At 63.4% G+C, this 17933-nt stretch carries 20 protein-coding genes and 1 pseudogene; 12 read left to right on the top strand and 9 right to left on the bottom strand.

Going from position 1 to position 17933, the window contains the following annotated elements; all coding sequences use genetic code 11:
- Nucleotides 1-4: 4 nt before the first annotated feature.
- The 5 genes from IVB28_RS18195 to IVB28_RS18175 all read right to left on the bottom strand — a co-directional run bounded on the left by IVB28_RS18195 (nt 5) and on the right by IVB28_RS18175 (nt 5208).
- Entirely contained in the window at nt 5-1057 is a 1053-nt protein-coding gene (locus IVB28_RS18195; RefSeq protein ID WP_247527923.1) for an ABC transporter ATP-binding protein, read from the bottom strand.
- Nucleotides 1054-1893, bottom strand: a complete 840-nt coding sequence (locus IVB28_RS18190; RefSeq protein ID WP_247527922.1) for a carbohydrate ABC transporter permease — start codon at nt 1891-1893, stop codon at nt 1054-1056. Before IVB28_RS18190 ends, IVB28_RS18195 begins: the two co-directional genes overlap by 4 nt.
- A complete protein-coding gene (locus IVB28_RS18185) occupies nt 1890-2825 on the bottom strand; it encodes a sugar ABC transporter permease (protein WP_247527921.1) in 936 nt (311 codons plus the stop codon). The genes IVB28_RS18190 and IVB28_RS18185 overlap by 4 nt, the downstream gene beginning before the upstream one ends.
- A 3-nt stretch (nt 2826-2828) precedes the next feature.
- Nucleotides 2829-4223, bottom strand: coding sequence for a sugar ABC transporter substrate-binding protein (locus tag IVB28_RS18180; RefSeq protein ID WP_247527920.1), 1395 nt, complete (start codon nt 4221-4223; stop codon nt 2829-2831).
- Nucleotides 4224-4404: 181 nt separating this feature from the next.
- Nucleotides 4405-5208: a DeoR/GlpR family DNA-binding transcription regulator gene (locus IVB28_RS18175; protein ID WP_247528593.1), complete on the bottom strand. Its 804-nt coding sequence runs from the start codon at nt 5206-5208 to the stop codon at nt 4405-4407.
- Between the two features lie 220 nt (nt 5209-5428).
- On the opposite strand from IVB28_RS18175, the gene IVB28_RS18170 reads away from it, so the two are divergent.
- The 7 genes from IVB28_RS18170 to IVB28_RS18140 all read left to right on the top strand — a co-directional run bounded on the left by IVB28_RS18170 (nt 5429) and on the right by IVB28_RS18140 (nt 11302).
- Nucleotides 5429-6448, top strand: a complete 1020-nt coding sequence (locus IVB28_RS18170; protein ID WP_247527919.1) for an ABC transporter ATP-binding protein — start codon at nt 5429-5431, stop codon at nt 6446-6448.
- Nucleotides 6449-6511: 63 nt separating this feature from the next.
- Complete coding sequence (locus IVB28_RS18165) at nt 6512-7765, top strand: ABC transporter substrate-binding protein (RefSeq protein ID WP_247528589.1); 1254 nt, start codon at nt 6512-6514, stop codon at nt 7763-7765.
- Between the two features lie 57 nt (nt 7766-7822).
- Nucleotides 7823-8743, top strand: a complete 921-nt coding sequence (locus IVB28_RS18160; protein ID WP_247527918.1) for a sugar ABC transporter permease — start codon at nt 7823-7825, stop codon at nt 8741-8743.
- Nucleotides 8740-9549: a carbohydrate ABC transporter permease gene (locus IVB28_RS18155; RefSeq protein WP_247527917.1), complete on the top strand. Its 810-nt coding sequence runs from the start codon at nt 8740-8742 to the stop codon at nt 9547-9549. The genes IVB28_RS18160 and IVB28_RS18155 overlap by 4 nt, the downstream gene beginning before the upstream one ends.
- Nucleotides 9438-10388 carry an endonuclease/exonuclease/phosphatase family protein gene (locus tag IVB28_RS18150; protein ID WP_247527916.1) on the top strand — a complete coding sequence of 317 codons (951 nt, stop codon included), beginning with the start codon at nt 9438-9440 and terminating at the stop codon, nt 10386-10388. Before IVB28_RS18155 ends, IVB28_RS18150 begins: the two co-directional genes overlap by 112 nt.
- A gap of 3 nt (nt 10389-10391) precedes the next feature.
- Nucleotides 10392-10769, top strand: a complete 378-nt coding sequence (locus IVB28_RS18145) for an NUDIX hydrolase (RefSeq protein ID WP_247527915.1) — start codon at nt 10392-10394, stop codon at nt 10767-10769.
- A 152-nt stretch (nt 10770-10921) separates the two neighbouring features.
- Nucleotides 10922-11302: a glutathione S-transferase family protein gene (locus tag IVB28_RS18140; RefSeq protein ID WP_247527913.1), complete on the top strand. Its 381-nt coding sequence runs from the start codon at nt 10922-10924 to the stop codon at nt 11300-11302.
- Nucleotides 11303-11306: 4 nt separating this feature from the next.
- Here the strand turns inward: IVB28_RS18140 and IVB28_RS18135 are convergent, their stop codons facing one another.
- Together IVB28_RS18135 and IVB28_RS18130 are read right to left on the bottom strand one after the other, a co-directional pair.
- Nucleotides 11307-11480 carry a hypothetical protein gene (locus tag IVB28_RS18135; RefSeq protein ID WP_247527911.1) on the bottom strand — a complete coding sequence of 58 codons (174 nt, stop codon included), beginning with the start codon at nt 11478-11480 and terminating at the stop codon, nt 11307-11309.
- A gap of 193 nt (nt 11481-11673) precedes the next feature.
- Nucleotides 11674-12513, bottom strand: a complete 840-nt coding sequence (locus tag IVB28_RS18130) for a glucose 1-dehydrogenase (RefSeq protein ID WP_247527910.1) — start codon at nt 12511-12513, stop codon at nt 11674-11676.
- 411 nt (nt 12514-12924) lie between these two features.
- On the opposite strand from IVB28_RS18130, the gene IVB28_RS18125 reads away from it, so the two are divergent.
- Entirely contained in the window at nt 12925-13683 is a 759-nt protein-coding gene (locus IVB28_RS18125) for an SDR family oxidoreductase (RefSeq protein ID WP_247527909.1), read from the top strand.
- 111 nt (nt 13684-13794) lie between these two features.
- Nucleotides 13795-15051, top strand: coding sequence for a serine hydrolase (locus tag IVB28_RS18120; RefSeq protein ID WP_247527908.1), 1257 nt, complete (start codon nt 13795-13797; stop codon nt 15049-15051).
- Between the two features lie 178 nt (nt 15052-15229).
- Here IVB28_RS18120 and IVB28_RS18115 read toward each other — a convergent pair whose 3' ends face one another.
- A complete protein-coding gene (locus IVB28_RS18115) occupies nt 15230-15589 on the bottom strand; it encodes a cupin domain-containing protein (protein ID WP_247527907.1) in 360 nt (119 codons plus the stop codon).
- Between the two features lie 180 nt (nt 15590-15769).
- Here IVB28_RS18115 and IVB28_RS18110 point away from each other — a divergent pair, with 180 nt between their 5' ends.
- Both IVB28_RS18110 and IVB28_RS18105 read left to right on the top strand, forming a co-directional pair.
- A complete protein-coding gene (locus tag IVB28_RS18110) occupies nt 15770-16432 on the top strand; it encodes an SRPBCC family protein (RefSeq protein ID WP_247527906.1) in 663 nt (220 codons plus the stop codon).
- Nucleotides 16432-16794, top strand: a complete 363-nt coding sequence (locus IVB28_RS18105; protein ID WP_247527905.1) for a metalloregulator ArsR/SmtB family transcription factor — start codon at nt 16432-16434, stop codon at nt 16792-16794. The genes IVB28_RS18110 and IVB28_RS18105 overlap by 1 nt, the downstream gene beginning before the upstream one ends.
- Nucleotides 16795-16944: 150 nt before the next feature.
- On the opposite strand, the gene IVB28_RS18100 is transcribed toward IVB28_RS18105, so the two are convergent.
- The gene (locus tag IVB28_RS18100; protein ID WP_247527904.1) at nt 16945-17445 is read right to left on the bottom strand and encodes a peptide deformylase; all 501 of its coding nucleotides are present in this window, start codon (nt 17443-17445) and stop codon (nt 16945-16947) included.
- A 123-nt stretch (nt 17446-17568) separates the two neighbouring features.
- Between IVB28_RS18100 and IVB28_RS18095 the strand changes: the two are divergent.
- Nucleotides 17569-17775, top strand: a pseudogene (locus IVB28_RS18095) (hypothetical protein); the annotation flags it as partial.
- Between the last annotated feature and the right edge of the window lie 158 nt (nt 17776-17933).

Here is a 17933-nt window from a genome sequence, read left to right as displayed (position 1 = left end):
GGTGTCAGAGCCGCATGCGCGTTGCCGGATCGAACAGGTGAATGTCTTGCGGACGAGCCGTGATCGAGATCGTGTCGCCCTCGCCGGGAATGTTGCCGTCGGCGACGCGCATGCGGATCATGGTGCCGGCGCAGTCGAGATCGAGCACGGCGGTATCGCCGAGATCCTCGATCAGATCGACGCGCGCCCCGAGTCCACCTTCCGCCATGCGCAGGGCGCCGGGCCGAAGTCCAACCACCACATCGCGCTCACCCGCGGTTGTGGCCGTCGTCTTGAGGCGATGGCCTGCGATGATGACGTCGCCATCCACGTAACGGGCGGGGACGAGGTTCATCGGGGGATTGCCGATGAAGCCGGCAATGTCGATCGAGTTCGGGCGGGCGAACACCTCCGCGGGTGTGCCGACCTGCTGGATCTCGCCCGACATGAACACCGCCATGCGGTCCGCGAGTGTCATGGCCTCTTCCTGGTCGTGGGTGACGTAGACGGCGGTGACACCGAGCGAGCGCTGCAGCTTCTTCAGCTCGGCCCGCGTTTCCAGCCGCAGCTTGGCGTCGAGGTTCGAGAGCGGCTCGTCGAGCAGGAACAGGCGTGCCTTGCGCACGATGGCGCGGGCGAGCGCGCAGCGCTGCTGCTGGCCGCCCGAGAGCTGGCCCGGCTTGCGGTGGAGCAAATGGTCGATCTTCACCTTGCGCGCGGCGTCTTTCACAGCGGGCGCGATCTCGGACTTCGGCAACTTCGCCATCTCCAGCGGAAAGGCGATGTTCTCGGCCACCGTCATGTGCGGGTAGAGCGCGTAGCTCTGGAACACCATGGCAATGTCGCGGTCACGCGCGTCGGTCGAGGTGACGTCCTTGTCGTCGATCAGCACGCGACCGGCGGTCGGCGCATCCAAGCCGGCGAGGATGCGCAGCGTCGTGCTCTTGCCCGAGCCGGACGGACCGAGCAGGGCGAAGAATTCGCCCGGCTTGATGTCGAAATTGACGCCCTTCAGCGCGGCGAACTCGCCGTGCATCTTGACGATGTTGCGAAAACTGACCTGACCCTGGCCGCTCATCGGCGCCCTCCGCCCTTGACTGCACCGACCGTCAGGCCCTTCACGATATGCTTCTGCGCGACCACGCCGAGGACGACGACAGGCAGCATGGCGAGAACAGAGACCGCGGCGAGCTTGGCCCACAGCGTCTGCTCGACGGAGACGAAATTGAACATGGCGACCGTGACCGGACGCACCGTGTTGCCGCTCAGCACGACGGCGAACAAGAACTCGTTCCACGCATTGAGGAACACGAACACGATCGTCACGGCGATGCCGCCACGGACCTGCGGAATGATGATCCGCCACAGTGTCTTCAGTCGGCTGGCGCCGTCGAGATAGGCGGCTTCCTCCATCTCCAAGGGAATGTCCTCGAAATAGGAGACCAGCAGCCAGATCGCGAAGGGTAGGGAGAACGACAGATAGATCAGGATGATGCCTTGGTAAGTGTCGATCCAGCCGATGTTCCGCAGCACCAGGAAGTAGGGGATGATGATGCCGACCGGCGGCAGCATCTGCGTGGCCAGCACGTAGAAGCCCGCGAACTTCTTGCCGCGAAAGCGCAGGCGCGCCAGCGCGTAGGCCGCCGGCACCGCCATCAGCATGGTGACGATGGTGGTGCCGACCGAGATGATGACGCTGGAGAGCAGGTTCGGCAGGATCGATCCTGAGCCGAACAGCACGTCCCGATAGGCTTCCAGCGTCGGCGCGAACACCAGCTTGGGTGGATAGGCTAGTACGTCGGAGTCGGTCTTGAGCGAGTTCAGCACGCTCCAGACGATCGGAAACGCCCAGGCGAGCAGGAAGACCGTGGAGATCGCGAGCAGGGCAATGATACGGAGGCGCTTTGCGCTCATTTCGCCCTCCGCATCGCGAACAGGATGCCGGAGATGATGATGGTCACGATCAGCAGCGCGACCGCGAGCGCCGAGCCGTAGCCGATCGACAGCTCAGTGAAGGATTTCCGGTAGGCATAAAGATTGAGGATCTCGGTCGCCGTGCCGGGGCCGCCGGCGGTGACAGTGAAGATCGCCGCGAACGCGGTCAGCGCCACCATGGTCCGCATGATGATGACCATGACGATCGCCGGGCGCAGCAAGGGTAGGGTGATGCGGCGAAAGCGTTGCCAGGCGGAGGCACGGTCGAGCCGCGCCGCCTCGTAGATGTCTTCGGGCAGCGAGGCGAGCGAGGCCAGCAGCACCATGAACGCAAACGGCGTCCACTGCCAGGTATGGATCGCGATCACCGAGACCATCGCGAGCGTGGGGTCGCCGAGCCAATTCTTGCTGCCGAGGCCGGCGTTGATCGCGAGGAAGTCGACGATGCCGAATTCCGGTGCCAGCATGAAGGTGCGCCAGATCATCCCGACCACGGCCGGCGACAGCACCACGGGCAGGATGGCGATCACCCTGAACCAGCCCTGGCCGCGCTTCATGTCCATGACCAGCAAGGCGAGCGCCAAGCCGATGATGACCTGCAGCGCGACAGTCGAGCCGGTATAGACAAGGCTCACCAGCAGCGAGGTCCAGAAGCGCTCGTCGGAGAGCAGCACCTGGTAGTTCTCGGATCCGACGAAGCCGTTGGTGAACGGCATCGCCAGATCCATCCGGAATGCGCTGGTGTAGATCAGGAAGAGCAGCGGAAACGTCGTCGTGGCGAGCAGCGCAAGAAACGCCGGTGCAAGCAGGGCCGCTGCAAACCGGCGCTCGCGCTGCGCCAGGACGCGCCCGAAATCGCTGCGAGGCGCCTCGCTCGTGATCTCGGCCGATGTCACCGCTGTCGTCGCCATGGCTCAGCCGCGCATCATGGGCTCGATGCGGCGCTGCGCATCGTCCAATGCGGCCTTGATCGTGGCCTGGCCGGAGAGGGCCGACTGGATCGCGGTCGCCATGGTATCGCCGACCGCCGGCCATTGCGGCACGCGCGGACGCCAGTTGACATCGGTGTCCTCTTGGAGGGCGCCCATCGTGGCTTCGACGAAGTTCTCGCCAAAGCCGTTCATCAGCTTGATGTAGTCGGGGTCCTTCCACACCGAGGAGCGGTTGACGCCCGAGCGTTTGGTCGGACCGGCGAACTTGTGCGCGGTGCGCGCCTGGGTCTCGGCACTGGCAGCCCATTGGATGAACAGCCAGGTCGCCTTGCGCTTCTTCTCCGGCAGTGCGGAATTGATCGGAAAGCCCCAATTCCAGATCGAGGTGGTGCGCTTGCCCGAGGGGCCTTTCGGCCAGCGCGCATAGGCGACCTTGCCGATCACGTTGGACTTCTCGGGATTGTTGATGACCGAAGCCGACGAATGCGCGTCGATGTAGCTGGCCACGGTGCCTTGCGAGAAGGCGTCGGCGATATCCGGCCAGTTCCAGTTCGCCGCCGCCGTCGGCGCGTACTTCTTCATGATGTCGACGTACCAGGCGAGCGCCGCCTCGGCCTCGGGGCCGTTGACTGTGAGCTTGCCGCCCTTGATCCAGTCGCCGCCGAATTCGCGGAAGATCGAGGGATAGATGTACATGTTCTGGCCGGCACCGGCGACGCCGCGCAGCGCTGCGCCCCAGACGCGATCGCTCGGCGTGTTCAACGCCGCGGCATTGGCCATGTAAGCCTCGAGCGTGTCGGCCGGCTTCAGGCCTTTGGCGTCATAGAGGTCCTTGCGATAGACCTGAATGGTGACCTCGCCGTCATAGGGCATGCCGTAGAGCTTGCCGTCGATGGCGTTGGCGCTGCGCCAGGCCGGAATGATGTCGTCGAGCTTGAACCAGGCCTGATCCGTCAGCGCTTTGTCGTTCAAATAGGTGTCGAGCGGCTCGACCCATTTGTTCGCGGCATAGAGCGCGTAATACATGGGGTCCGCGGCGTGGGTCGCGTAGGTGCCGGTCTTCGAGGTCAAGTCGATGACGCTCTTCTGCCGGATCTGCGCCGGCGGAATCTTCTCGAAGCGGACGTCAATGCCGGTGAGCGCCTTGAACTGCGGCGCGAGCGTGATGAGGTTTTCGAAATAGCTCGCCGGGATCACGGCGACCGTGATGGTCTCGCCGGAGACCTGCTGCCAGTCGATCTGAGCGGATTTGTAAGGCGCGAGGTCGGCGTCCTGCGCTGCGGCTTGCCGGAGAAAGGCCGTGCCAAACGTCGCGAAGGCGGCGGCTGCAGTTCCGGTCTTGAGTAGCGTTCGTCGCGTCGGCGTGAATGGCGGCATGCGATCCTCCCGAAAATCTATTCATATTTCCGGTTAGTTAGGACATTTGTCCAAATGTTATAACAAGTCAACCGCGCCAAAATGGATCGTCGTCCGCCCGCTCGGCGCGGAGCGTGAATCGATTGTGGGTCTCGCCTCCGGGGAGGCGCGATCGTGTTGCAGCGTGATGTGCAGGGACCGACTAGGTATTGCCGAGGCGCTCGAAGTCAGCGCGAGCGTCGCCGGCCGTATGGAGCTGGCCGCTATATCTTTGCGCAATCAGTTCAAACGCTGCCGGCAATCGGTCGTCGATGACGAGATGGTGGCAATGGTCGAGGTGGCCGCCACGAACCGTCGCATTGCGCCCGAATTTGGTGATGTCGGCCACGAGCACGGACGTTCGTGAATTGGCGGCGATCGATCGGCGTGCCTTGACTTCATCAACGTGGAAGTCGAGCAGTGAGCCGTCCGGATCGACGCCGCCAACACCGAAGATCCCGAAATCGGCGCGGAATCCCGAGAAGAAGCGCACGGCGGCTTCTCCAATGATATCGCGGTCGAGCGGCCGCAGCGTGCCGCCGGCGATGGTGATCTCCACGTCCGGATTATGTGAGAAGGCTGCGGCCACGTTCAGGCTATTGGTGATCACCCGCAGATCCCGTCGGCGGGAGAGCGCCTGCGCGACATATTCGGGCGTCGTGCCGAGCCCGATCATCAGCGACGTTCCGTCGGGGATGAGCTTGGCGGTCGCATGCGCGATGCGCCGCTTGGCCTCGGCGTTCAGCCTGTGCCTGCTGCTATAAGCAAGGTTCTGATTCTGGACGGGGAGACTAACCCCGCCATGCACGCGCCGAAGCAGTCCCTGGTCGCAGAGCGCATTCACAAGGCGGCGGATGGTCTGCTGGGTCACCTCGAAACGCGCCGCAAGCTGCTCGATTGAAGCGAAGCTTTGCTCGCGTACGATCTCCAGTATGTGGACCTGACGTGTCGTGGCGCTCCTGGACATGAGCCCTCCGTTCCCGACAAAAATATCACTTGAACGACAGGGGCGCAATTTTCTGTTTCATATGATGTCACACTATGTTCATATGAACATAATAGTCGCTACGCCGATGAATGCGCGTGGATCGAGGGAGGATGCATGGACCGGCTTGGACCGGCATGCGCTGCTCCGTTCGAGCGAGCCGCCGTCAGCGTAGCTGCATCATGCTGAGAGCGAACCGGCCATGTCGGCGATTATGCTGAGTCATGTCTCCAAGTCGTGGGGCGCGATGCGCGCCGTCGATGACATCAGTCTGACGGCGGATGAGGGCTCGCTGCTGGTGCTGCTCGGACCGTCCGGCTGCGGCAAGTCGACCACGCTGCGGCTGATCGCCGGTCTCGAGGAGGCCGACGCCGGCACGATCGCCATCGGCGGCGTCGATGTGACCCGCCTGTCGCCGGCGGACCGGAAGATCTCCATGGTGTTCCAGTCCTATGCCCTGTTCCCGCATTTGAGCGTGGCCGAGAACATCATCTTCGGCCTGCGCGTGCGGCGCGTGTCGCGCGCCGAGCGTGACGCCCGGCTTCGTCGCGTCGCCGACATCGTTGGTCTGGCGCATCTGCTCGATCGCAAACCGTCGCAACTCTCGGGAGGGCAGCGCCAGCGCGTCGCGCTGGGACGCGCCATCATCGCCGAGGCGCGGGTCTGTCTCATGGACGAGCCGCTGTCCAACCTCGACGCCAAGTTGCGACACGAGATGCGAACGGAAATCCGTGCGTTGCAGCAGCGTCTCGGCATGACGATGGTCTACGTCACCCACGATCAGACCGAAGCCATGACCATGGCGGACCGCGTCGTGTTGATGCGCGATGGCGTTATCGAGCAGAACGGCTCGCCGGAAGAGCTCTACAACCGGCCGGCGACGGCGTTCACGGCGCGGTTCATCGGTACACCGCCGATGAATCTGGTGCGTCAGGGCGATCATCTCATCGGCATTCGGCCGGAGCACATCCGTATCGTGTCCGGTGGGGATCATGCTGCGCGGGTCAAGGCCGTCGAGCATCTCGGGGCTGACAGCATCGTGCTGTGCGACATCGACGGTCAACCGATCTCGGTGCGGCTCGATGGGTTCAGCAAGGTTCAGCCCGGCGTGGATGTCCGGCTGGCCTGGGAGGCCGGTCACGAGCATCGGTTCGATCCGGTTTCGGAATGCCGATTGGAGACTTCAGCCAGGCAGGGCCGGCTGGCGACCTCCGATGGATAGCAGCGGTGGTTTCAGGCACTCGGCGGATTACAGAGGGAGAGAGAGATGTTTGCGCGACGAACGATGTTGATGGCAGCCGCACTTGCCGTGCTCTCGATGGGGGCGCGTCCCGCTACCGCGGTGGATCTGACCATGTACTATCCGGTCGCGGTCGGCGGTCCCGTCACCAAGATCATCGACGACATGGTCTCGCGCTTCGAGAAGGACAATCCGGACGTCAAGGTGACGGCGGTCTATGCCGGCAACTACACGGACACGATGACCAAGGCGATGACCGCCATGAAGGGTGGGCAGCCGCCGCAGCTGTCGGTGTTGCTGTCGACCGACGTGTTCACGCTGATGGACGAGAATGCGATCGTGCCGTTTGACGACCTTGTCAGCGACAAGGCCTGGTTCAAGGAGTTCTATCCCGCGTTCATGGCCAACGGCCAGGTCGACGGCAAGACCTGGAGCATCCCGTTCCAGCGTTCGACCATCGTGCTGTACTGGAACAAGGACGCCTTCAAGGAAGCGGGCCTCGATCCAGAGAAGGCGCCGGCGTCCTGGGACGAAATGGTCGAGACGTCGAAGAAGCTGGTGAAGAAGGATGGCGCCAACACGACGCGTTGGGGCGTCGAGATCCCGACGACCGGCTACGGCTACTGGATGCTGCAGGCGCTCGCCATCGAGAACGGCCAGAAGATCATGAACGAGGCCGGCACCGAGGTGTACCTCACCGCGCCGAAGACGGTCGGCGCGCTCGACTACTGGGTCGACCTGTCGCGCAAGCACAACGTCATGCCGACCGGCAGCATCGACTGGGCGACGCTCCGCACCGACTTCCTCGAAGGCAAGACGGCGATGATGTGGCACACGACGGGTAACCTTACGGCCGTCAAGGACGCCGCAAAATTCCAGTTCGGCGTGGCCATGCTGCCGGCCAAGGAGCGGCGGGGATCGCCGACCGGCGGCGGCAGCTTCTACATCTTCAAGAGTGCTTCGCCCGAGCAGCAGAAGGGCGCCGTCAAGTTCATCCAGTGGATGACGGCGCCCGAGCGTGCAGCGGAATGGAGCATGAAGACCGGCTACGTCGCGGTGTCGCCCGCCGCCTACAAGACCAAGGCGATGGAAGACTACGCCAAGGGTTTTCCGCAGGCGACCGTCGCGCGCGATCAGCTCGAGCATGCCGTGCCGGAGCTCTCCGTCCACGAAAACGGCCGCATCTACAAGTTCGTGAACGATGCCGTGCAGGCGGCGGTCACGGGCTCGCAGAAGCCGCAGGAAGCGCTGGCCGCCGCGCAGGCGCAGTCCGACCGCGTGCTGCGCGCGGCCAAGTAAGCGCAAAATAAGGGACATGGCGGGGAGGCGATTCGCCGCCATTCCGCCGGCTCAAAAATGACCGATCTCGCCGCCTTACCGCCAATCGCCGAACCCCGCGCCCGGTCGCAGGCGTGGTGGAATGCCGTGAATGCGTGGCTGCTGCTGTTGCCGGCGGCGGTGCTGCTGGTGGCGTTCACGCATTGGCCGATCCTGGCGACGATCCGGCATTCGCTGTTCATCACCAAGCGGAACGGCGACGAGGTTTTCGTCGGGGCGGACAGCTACCAGGCCATGGCGGCCGATCCGATCTTCTGGAAGGCGCTGGTCAACAATTTCTGGTTTGCGTTCGGCACCATCCCGACCTCGATCGCGCTGGCTCTGATCATGGCGGTCTGGGTCAATCGCAACATGCGCGGCCGCGGCTTTCTGCGACTGGCTTACTTCACGCCGACCGTACTGCCGATGATCGCCGTCGCCAACATCTGGCTATTCTTCTACACACCGGATTACGGCGCGCTCGATCAGCTGCGCGGGCTGTTCGGCCTCGGACGCTGGAACTGGCTCGGCGATCCCTCGACAGTGATGGGCTGCCTGATCGTCATGGTGATCTGGAAGGAAGCCGGCTTCTTCATGATCTTCTATCTGGCGGCGCTGCAGCAGCTCTCGCCGGACCTCGATGAAGCCGCCTCCATCGAAGGCGCGAGCCGGTGGTATACGTTCCGCCGCATCACGTTCCCGCTGCTGATGCCGACCACGCTGTTCGTGGCCATCAATGCCGTCATCAACTCGTTCAAGCTGGTGGACCATCTGGTTATCATGACCAAGGGCGGTCCGAACAACGCCAGCACGCTGCTGCTCTATTACATCTATGAGGTCGCCTTCACGTTTCAGGATTCCTCCTACGCCGCAACGCTGACGGTCGTGCTTCTCATGCTGCTGAGCGCGATTGCGCTGCTCAAGTTCGGCTATCTCGATCGCAGGATCCACTACCAATGAGAGGCCGGACACACCCCGTCGAGGCCGTCGCGGCATGGCTCCTGGCTCTGATCTGGCTCGCCCCGTTGGCCTATGCCTTCTGGAGCGCGCTGCATCCGGCGGCCTACGCCACATCGTTCAGTCTGTCGGCTCCGTGGACGCTGGAGAATTTCGCCCGGGCCTGGAAGCAGGCGCCGTTCGCCCGGTACTACCTCAACACGGTCGTGCTTGTGACGTTCATCCTGGTCGGTCAGCTGATCCTGTCGACGCTGGCCGCCTATGCCTTCGCGCGCTTCAGGTTCAAGGGCAGCGGCATTGCCTTCGCGCTCGTGCTGCTCCAACTCATGATCATGCCTGACGTTCTCATCGTCGAGAACTATCGCGCGATTGCCAAGCTGGGCTTGCTCGATACGATCCCGGCCATCGCGCTGCCTTATCTGGCGAGTGCTTTTGGCATCTTCCTGCTGCGGCAGACCTTTAAGAGCGTGCCTCAAGAGCTGGTCGAGGCGGCCCGGGTCGAGGGAGCAGGCCCGCTCGTTATCCTTTGGCGGGTCTATGTGCCGTTGGCCCGGCCCACCTACGTCGCCTTCGGCCTCGTCTCCGTCAGCTATCACTGGAACAACTTCCTGTGGCCGCTGATCGTTACGAATTCAGTGGAAGCGCGGCCGCTCACGGTGGGTCTCGCCGTGTTCGGCGCACCTGAGACCGGCGTGGATTGGTCGGTGATCACGGCGGCGACCGTGATGACGATGGCGCCGCTGCTGATCGCGTTCCTGCTGTTCCAGCGCCAGTTCGTTCAGTCATTCATGCGCGCGGGTATCCGGTGATGCGGCTTCTCACCTGGAACATTCAGTGCGGCAAGGGATGCGACGACGTCACCGATCTGTCCAGAATCGTTGCCGTCGCCAGGCAGACGCTCGATGCGGACGTGTTCTGCTTCCAGGAGGTGAGCGCCAATTTTTCAAGATTTGGCGATGGCGCGGATCAGAGCGCTCAGCTCGCAGCCTTGCTGCCCGGCTACTCCGCGATATTCCGGCCGGCGATCGAAACGATGGACCGCGCGGGGAGCACCCACTGCTTCGGCAACATGACGCTGTCTCGATTGCCGGTGTTGCAGATCGCCAATCACTTGTTGCCGTTTCCGGGGGCGAGTGGGGTGCGCAGCATGCGCCGCCACGCCCTGGAGGTGACGGTTCAGGCCACCTTTGGCCCGGTTCGGATCGTCAACACGCATCTCGAGTTTCATTCGGCGGATCAGCGTTACGCGCAGATCACGCGGCTGCTGGATCTGCAGCAGGACGCGTCGGAGAGCCCCAGGCAGGCCAGCTCCCGGCATGACGAGCCATATGGAAGCCAGACCGTCGCTGCGTCGAGCCTGATGTGCGGCGATTTCAATTTCGACGTCGCCGATCCCCAGCATGCCCTGATCGACCGCGCCAGCCGGCCGGGTCTGAATTATCGGGATGCGTGGACCGCCAATCGTCTCGGGCGCTCGCGGGCGCCAACGTGCGGCATCTACGACCGCGCGCAGTGGGCCGACGGGCCGGACTGTCGCGACTTCATCTTCGTCACCGAGGATCTGGTCAGTCACGTACGCAGCATCGAGGTCAACGAAGCAACCGATGCTTCGGACCACCAACCTCTCGCGATCGAGCTGGCGGACTAGAGAATGGCGAAGTCATCAAAGCTTGTGGTCGCGAGGAAGGGCAGGGTGCTCCTGGTCAGGCGGCGGCGCGACAAGCGCTGGATGTTTCCGGGCGGCCGCAGGCGGGCCGGCGAGAGCGAGAGAAAATGCCTCCATCGCGAGATCATGGAGGAGCTGCCCAAGCTCAGGCTTGGTGAGTTGAGGCTGTGGAAGGAAGTCAACGGCAAGAACCGCAGGTCCGGCCGAAGGATGAGCGATGCGATCTTCCTGAGCAAGAAGGCCTCGGGCCCCCTCAAGATCGGCGACAAGAAGGAGCTCGACCGGGCGGAATGGCGAAAGCCGCGCGGGCTGAAATTGACTCCAACCTCGCGCTACATTCGCGACAAGCTGTTTCCGAGATAGGCGGGGTGCCTGGCCGCGCACTGTGCGGAGTAGAATAGGACAGTCTAACCCGCTGCCCATGACGAGCGCCGCATAGATGCCGGCGGATCGCAACAGCCTGATCAGGAACGACGCCGGATCGAGTTCGAACACCAGCTTGAGGCAGGTGCTGCATGTTGTGGTCCGGCGAACAGTGGCGCACCTTCACGACCACTCTCTTCGATGAGCGCGTCGGGAAGACGGTGATGGGCTTGCCCAAGGACGCCGCCCTCATCGAGTTCGCTGAGCGTAAGATCCGCGCCGCAGCGAAGGTGCTCGACCAGCATCTTGAACGCCGTAAGTTCATAGTTGGCGATGCGTTGACCCTTGCCGATATCGATATCGCGGCGCCGTTCTCCCAAGTCGATCGTGCAAAGTTTCCGTTCAAGGAATATGCGAACCTGATCGCCTGGCACGACAATCTTCTTCAGTCGTTCCCGGCGTGGGCGGAGACGAAGGCTGAAATAGACAACCGAATGGAAGGCTTCCTGGCGAGCGTCAGCGTAAAGCTATAGAAGTCTAGGCTTGCCCGTGCGCGAAATTGGATCCGCGATGCCAAAGCCAGGTTCTCCGCGGTCGTCGATGCGTGCCGAGCAGGGCGGTCGCGCCGTTGCCGGCGTCGAGGATGTGCCATGCCTCGGTCTTTCCGTTCGGCTGGCATTCGAGCCGGCGCGCCACCTCGTCATTGGGCATGGAGGTGGACCGGCAACATGCCGGTCGCGTCGTCGCAATGTCTTCGTCGACGTCGCTAACCTCCCAGGTCTCGCGATGCGCCCGGCGGGCAAATCATCGCGGCCCAGCCGGTTCGCGATGATCCTGCCGCCGAACACATCGTCCCGCGTGGGTGTCGTCAATTTGAGCGGGAGCCAATCCACCTGTCCGCTCCTCAGAGGACCGGCGTGCCGCCGGTGACGGCGTAGCGCGCGCCGGTGACGTAACTGGCCTGATCAGAGGCCAGGAACACGAAGATCGGCGCGACCTCCGCGGGCTGGCCCGGACGTTTCATCGGCACTTCCTGGCCGAAGCTCTGCACCTGCTGAGGCGGCATGGTCGCGGGGATCAGCGGCGTCCAGATCGGACCGGGTGCGACGCAGTTCACGCGGATACCGCGCTCGGCGATGAGCTGGCCCAGGCTCGCGGTGAAATTGGCGATCGCCGCCTTGGTTGCGGAGTAGGCGATGAGCTTGGGTGGGGCCTTGTCCGAGTTCACCGAACTCGTGTTCACGATCGACGACCCCGCCTTCATGTGCGGCAGCGCCGCCTTGCACAGATGGAAGATCGCATTGATGTTGGTGTTGAACGTCCGATCCCATTCATCGTCCGGCGTCTCCTCCAAACTGTCTCGAGTCATCTGGAACGCCGCGTTGTTCACGAGCACGTCGATGCGGCCGAACGCCTCCACTGTCTTCTGAATGATCGCGCGGCAGTGCGCCGGATCCTGGATATCGCCGGGAACGAGCACGGCCTTGCGCCCAGCCTGCTCCACCCAGCGCGCTGTTTCCTTGGCGTCGTCATGCTCGTCGAGGTACGAGATCAGCACGTCTGCACCTTCGCGAGCAAAAGCGATCGCGGTCGCGCGGCCGATGCCGCTGTCGCCGCCCGTGACAACGGTCGCGCGGCCGCTGAGCTTGCCGGACCCTTTGTAGCTCTCTTCGCCGTGATCCGGCTTGGGCTGCATCTCGGCCGTGCGACCGGGGACTGGCTGTTGCTGTGCGAGCTGGTTCATCATGGTTCTCCGTTGTGAGCGGCGCGTGCGCCTGTGTTCGTGCGGGGCGAGGGACGATCAACACCCTGGGGTGACCCAACGGGCCTCGGCGCGGCGACCAGCGGCGCTGACACAATGCGTGCGCGGCATCGTGCACCTTCAGCGCACAAGCCGGAGCATCGTTCCAAGAAAAATTGAAACGTTTGCTGATGTAGGTTCCGCTAGCGATCTTGCCTAGAAAGATAGCAGCCGCCCAACGCGCCATGTCTTCTCAGATTGGTTTGTTCGCCGCCACCGGAAGGCGCGTGAATTCTCTCCGCTCATTATCCGCCACATCGCCCGATGCGACTCGAGTTAGCTCAGGAAACGGGTGGCGGCTCGCACGCGCCTGATGGTTTTGTCTGGCTCCTACTTTAATCAGGAGAGTCCCACGTGGAACTTGCAAACAAGACAATCATCATAACCGGCGCCAGCAGCGGTATCGGTGCTGCCGCGGCCTCGCTGTTCGCGTCCGAAGGCGCCGACGTGGTGCTCGGCGCTCGTCGCTCGACCGAGCTACAGATCGTCGTTGACAGCATCGAACGCGCCGGAGGGCGCGCGACGTTTCTGGTGGGCGACGTTCGGGACGCCGGATACGCTGCCGGCCTGGTAGAACACGCCATTGCAAGCTTCGGAAAGCTCGACGGCGCCTTCAACAATGCCGGAATCGTCGGCGACATGGTCGCAGTCCCTGAGATGAGCGTGGAAAACTGGACCGATGTGCTTGCGGTGAATCTCACCTCTGCTTTCCTGGGTGCAAGGGCGCAAATCCCGGCGCTGCGGCAACGGGGCGGTGGTTCGATCGTGTTTACCTCGTCATTCGTTGGCTTCAGGAACGGGGGTTTGCCGGGGATGGCGGCTTACGCAGCCTCGAAGGCAGGAATGATCGGACTCACTCAGTCGCTGGGGTCCGAGCACGCGGCCGAAGGCATTCGTGTCAACGCCCTCCTGCCTGGAGGGACCGTTACCCCGGCGGGTGGCGAAGGAAATCCCGACGTCCTGAACTTCATCGCCGGGCTGCACCCGATGAAGCGGATGGCCAGTCCGAAGGAGATCGCGCACGCGGCTCTTTTTCTGCTGAGTGATCGGGCCTCGTTCATGACGGGCAGCCCAATGACCGTCGACGGAGGCATGTCGGTCCGCCTGGCCTGAGGACAAAGCCACCAAGCGCACGACGATGGTCACCTCAGCGCAAACACTGGGTGTTCACCACTCATCTGCATGATACGAAATCCCCGTCGTTCGCTTCGGAGTCCAATATTCATGTCTGCCGTCACCGCCCCGTGTCAGCCGCCCGCAATCGCGGAAACCGATCCTGAAGCCCTCGGCTGGATGAAGGGTTTCCCGCCAGCGGAAAACCGCACCATCACCTTCCAGGACGGCTCGTTCCGCAGCTTCCCTGAGCTACGATGGGCATGGAGCAATATCCGCCAACTGGTGCCGACGGTGAACGTCTGGCGCGGGGCAGGGCCGGCCTCGGTGCTGCCGCGGGAGGACCACGACATCGGCGCGGTCGCCTCGACCACGATGGACGGTCGTCCCATGACGTTCGCGAAAATGCTGGAGGAGACCTACACCGACGGCATCGCGGTATTGCATCGGGGCAAGCTGATCTATGAGCGCTATTTCGGCGCGTTGAAGCCGCACAAGCCGCATATCGCGATGTCGGTGACGAAGTCGTTCACCGGCGTGCTCGCTGGGCTTCTGGCCACCGAAGGCAAGATCGATCCGCAGGCACCCGTGACGGATTATGTGCCGGAGCTGAAGGCGAGCGCGTTTGGCGACGCGCGCGTGCACGAGGTCATGGATATGACCACGGGGCTCGTCTACACCGAGGTCTACAGCGACAAGAATTCGGACGTGTGGGGCCTGCGGCGGGCCAACGGCATGGCGCCGATCCCGCCGGGTTATGAAGGCGCGACCACCATCTTCGAGTTTCTGATGGCGCAGAAGAAGCAGGGTGAGCACGGCAAGGCCTTTGCCTACAAGACCGTCAACACCGACGTGCTCGCGTGGATCGTCAGGCGCGCCAGCGGCATGACGCTGTCCGATCTTCTCTCCGAGCGCATCTGGCAACCGATGGGTGCGGAGGAGGACGCGCATTATCACGTCGATCGCATCGGCACCGAGAGCGGCGGCGGCGGTCTCTCGACCACCTTGCGCGATCTCGCGCGCTTCGGCGAGACCATGCGCAATCAGGGCCGCTTCAACGGCCGTCAGATCGTGCCGCTGAGGGTGATCGAGGACATCGCCCGCGGCGGCGACCCTGAAAAGTTTAGGCCAGCCGGCTACACCACCTTGCCCGGCGCCTCCTATCGCAACCAATGGTGGGTCAGCCACAACGCCCACGGCGCCTACATGGCGCGTGGCGTTCACGGCCAGGGCATCTACATCGATCCCAAGGCCGAGATGGTGATCGCGCGCTACGCCTCGCATCCCATGGCGGGCAACGCCGCCAACGATCCCGTGACGCTGCCGGCCTATATGGCGCTGGCGAAGGCGCTGATGGCGGGCGGGTGAGGGCGCGGAAGCTGGCCTCTCCGTAACCCGGATGAAGCGAAAGCGTAATCCGGGACAGACCAACAGCATCGCGCAACTGCCGGTGCGAGAACGAATCCGGGATTGCGCTGCGCTCCATCGGGGCTACGAGGTCTGCCAAAGCCGCAAGATCGGTCGAGCACTTCATGCCCGCCAACGGCTAACCGGCGCCGTCATGCGCTTCCTGCCAATGCGGATAGGTGACGTACGCGGTGACGGCGCCTTGCTCGTGCGAGCGGATAGTGACCGTCTCGCTCTTCGGCATGTAAACGATCTCGCCGGAACCTGCGGTGACGGTGCTGCCCTGGCTCGTGACCGACAGCTTCCCTTCGAGGACGATCATGACATCGTCGACCATGATTGTCTCTTCGAGGATCTGGTTCGGCGCGTAGCGGCCGAAGCCGATCGTGATCGCTCCGCCGTGGCGTTGGTCAACCAGATTGCCGACGAAGATGTCGCCGTCCTGTCCCGGCGAGCGTTCGAGCGAAGCGTCGGAGATGGCGAACTTGCGAACTTTCATGAATTCCTTCCGTCCGATCCGGGCCTGGCGGCGTTTGCGGGACCTTTAGACGTTTGAGCGGGGGTTTTGTTCGCGTCGTCTCGCGAGGCGGTTTGCCGCAGTAGAGCGAGACGATATAAGAGTTGACTTATATTAGCCGTGAACGATATTCAACGTGAGCCAGCGATAAGGAGGAACGCAATGCAGATCGACGTCGCCAGAGTCATGGGCCTTGTTGCGCGCTCGGTGCGCAATTTCGAGAAAGACGGGAAACCTGCGAGTGCAGTGACACTGACAAGGCTTTATGACACCAGCGTCGAGGATCTCTGGGAGGCCGTGACCAGCAGGGAGCGCATTCCGCGCTGGTTCTTGCCGGTCGAGGGAGACCTCCAACTCGGCGGAAGGTACCAGCTCAAGGGTAATGCGGGCGGCACCATTACCGCATGCACGCCGCCGACCCATTTTGCAGCAACGTGGGAGTTCGGCGGCGCCGTGAGCTGGATCGATGTCGGGCTGGCAGCAGAACGCAGTCAGGCGCGTTTGACGCTTGAGCACACCGCGATCATCGAGGATCATTGGAATCAGTTCGGCCCGGGTGCAGTGGGGATCGGTTGGGACCTCGCGCTTGCGGGACTGGAGCGATATGTTGCGACGGGGGCGTCTGTCGACCATGAGACGGCCGAGGCTTGGATGGGCTCGCCTGAGGGCAAGGAATTCATGACCACCAGCGGCGAGTCCTGGCGGGCGGCGCACGTCGCAAGCGGGGTCGATCCCGACACGGCGAAGCAGCGCTCGGACCGCACCATCGCGTTCTATCGTGGCGAGATGCCGCCCGACATCGCTCATCCCGGGACAGGAAGCTGATGCACGTCTTCGAGGTCCTCGCCGATCCCGTGCGCCGCCGCATCCTCGAGCTGCTCGGCCACAGCGAAATGGCGTCCGGCGAGGTCGTCGAAGTGATCGGGGCCGAGTTCGGGATCACCCAGGCCGCCGTCTCGCAGCACCTCAAGGTGCTGCGAGAGAGCGGCTTTGCCAACGTGCGGGCGGAGGCGCAACGGCGCGTTTATTCGGTCGACGTCGCAGGGCTTCGCACGGTGGATGCCTGGATCGGTCAGTTCCGGAATTTCTGGGAGCCGAAGCTGGATGCGCTGGCAACCGAAATCGCGCGCGGCAAGCGCGAGCGTCGTAACGCGCCAACCGCCAAGCGGAGCGGGAAGAGGGCTTGAGGGGACGCCGTAGCCAGGATGGAGGGAAGCGCAATCCGGGGTGGTCCCCACAGGCCGTTGCGCGAAGCGGTTGGTCTGTCCTGGTGCGCTGCGCTCCATCCAGAGCCTACAGGAGCTTACATCGGTGGATTACGCTGCCGCCAATCCACTCTACGAACTCCGCGCCATCTTCTCGTACTTCTTCACCAGCCGCTCCCGCTTCAGCCGCGACAGGCGCTGGATCCAGAACAGGCCGTCGAGCTGGTCGATCTCGTGCTGGTGACACACGGCGCGCAAGGCGTCCGACTCCTCGGTTCGAGTGTTGCCGTCGAGATCGTGGTAGCTGATCCGCACGCGCGCGTGGCGCTGCACCTCGTCGTTGACCCCGGGCATCGAGACGCTGCCTTCGCGGTGCATGACCATCTCGGGTGAGGCCCATTCAATGACGGGATTGACGTAGGTGAGGGGCCCGTCTTTGGCGTCGAACTCGAGCACGACGACGCGTAAGGGCACGCCGATATGCGGCGCGGTGATGCCGATCCCAGGCGCGGCGCGCATCGTCTCCAGCAGGTCCGCCGCGAGTTCGCGCAAGCCCTCGTCGAATGTGGTGACGAGGCGGGCCGGCATCGCGAGCCGGCGGTCGGGGTAGCGGATGATGGGGCGAATGGTCATGCAGGGCTCCTAGCATTCACGGATCATTGAAGTATCCCTTCTTGTTGCGGGCGCTGGAACCTTATCGGCGCACAGTGGGCCATGGTGCTCAGCGTGGCCAATCAGCCCTGGCAAGCGGCTCCTTTCGTCTTTCAGGCCACGATGCCTGCGGCTCCGTCGATCGCAAACGTCGCGGGCCATGCGGCGGTCGGCGCGCTCTACGTCCTGGTCTCAGTGGTCTGGTCACGGTCAGCACGCGGCGCCGCAGCGCGACCATGTGAGGCTTTGTCGCAGATAGTCATGCGTCCGGATGGGGCGCGCCGTTCTTGTGCAGGAACTTGCTGTCACTGAGCTGGCCGATCCGTGGTCGGTAAGTCATTGAATCCGCAAGGGCCGGCTACTGTGCATGGGGTTGTTTTTCATTTTTATTGGCAGATCACAAAGGCCTGCGGCAAAAATGACGTTCCATTGTCGGCCGGCTCAGTTCCCATTCGTCTTCTTCCCAGACA

Source organism: Bradyrhizobium sp. 199 (genome assembly GCF_023073355.1).
Lineage (GTDB): Bacteria > Pseudomonadota > Alphaproteobacteria > Rhizobiales > Xanthobacteraceae > Bradyrhizobium.
The sequence above is the reverse complement of the archived record's forward strand: the minus strand, read 5'-3'. Positions and strand labels throughout refer to the sequence as shown.

What these genes read in the sequence shown, in the direction of transcription:
- IVB28_RS18195 (WP_247527923.1), bottom strand. Translation starts at nt 1,057, where the DNA reads ATGAGCGGCCAGGGTCAGGTCAGTTTTCGCAACATCGTCAAGATGCAC.
- IVB28_RS18190 (WP_247527922.1), bottom strand. Translation starts at nt 1,893, where the DNA reads ATGAGCGCAAAGCGCCTCCGTATCATTGCCCTGCTCGCGATCTCCACG.
- IVB28_RS18185 (WP_247527921.1), bottom strand. Translation starts at nt 2,825, where the DNA reads ATGGCGACGACAGCGGTGACATCGGCCGAGATCACGAGCGAGGCGCCT.
- IVB28_RS18180 (WP_247527920.1), bottom strand. Translation starts at nt 4,223, where the DNA reads ATGCCGCCATTCACGCCGACGCGACGAACGCTACTCAAGACCGGAACT.
- IVB28_RS18175 (WP_247528593.1), bottom strand. Translation starts at nt 5,208, where the DNA reads ATGTCCAGGAGCGCCACGACACGTCAGGTCCACATACTGGAGATCGTA.
- IVB28_RS18170 (WP_247527919.1), top strand. Translation starts at nt 5,429, where the DNA reads ATGTCGGCGATTATGCTGAGTCATGTCTCCAAGTCGTGGGGCGCGATG.
- IVB28_RS18165 (WP_247528589.1), top strand. Translation starts at nt 6,512, where the DNA reads ATGTTGATGGCAGCCGCACTTGCCGTGCTCTCGATGGGGGCGCGTCCC.
- IVB28_RS18160 (WP_247527918.1), top strand. Translation starts at nt 7,823, where the DNA reads ATGACCGATCTCGCCGCCTTACCGCCAATCGCCGAACCCCGCGCCCGG.
- IVB28_RS18155 (WP_247527917.1), top strand. Translation starts at nt 8,740, where the DNA reads ATGAGAGGCCGGACACACCCCGTCGAGGCCGTCGCGGCATGGCTCCTG.
- IVB28_RS18145 (WP_247527915.1), top strand. Translation starts at nt 10,392, where the DNA reads ATGGCGAAGTCATCAAAGCTTGTGGTCGCGAGGAAGGGCAGGGTGCTC.
- IVB28_RS18140 (WP_247527913.1), top strand. Translation starts at nt 10,922, where the DNA reads ATGTTGTGGTCCGGCGAACAGTGGCGCACCTTCACGACCACTCTCTTC.
- IVB28_RS18135 (WP_247527911.1), bottom strand. Translation starts at nt 11,480, where the DNA reads ATGCCCAATGACGAGGTGGCGCGCCGGCTCGAATGCCAGCCGAACGGA.
- IVB28_RS18130 (WP_247527910.1), bottom strand. Translation starts at nt 12,513, where the DNA reads ATGAACCAGCTCGCACAGCAACAGCCAGTCCCCGGTCGCACGGCCGAG.
- IVB28_RS18120 (WP_247527908.1), top strand. Translation starts at nt 13,795, where the DNA reads ATGTCTGCCGTCACCGCCCCGTGTCAGCCGCCCGCAATCGCGGAAACC.
- IVB28_RS18115 (WP_247527907.1), bottom strand. Translation starts at nt 15,589, where the DNA reads ATGAAAGTTCGCAAGTTCGCCATCTCCGACGCTTCGCTCGAACGCTCG.
- IVB28_RS18110 (WP_247527906.1), top strand. Translation starts at nt 15,770, where the DNA reads ATGCAGATCGACGTCGCCAGAGTCATGGGCCTTGTTGCGCGCTCGGTG.
- IVB28_RS18105 (WP_247527905.1), top strand. Translation starts at nt 16,432, where the DNA reads ATGCACGTCTTCGAGGTCCTCGCCGATCCCGTGCGCCGCCGCATCCTC.
- IVB28_RS18100 (WP_247527904.1), bottom strand. Translation starts at nt 17,445, where the DNA reads ATGACCATTCGCCCCATCATCCGCTACCCCGACCGCCGGCTCGCGATG.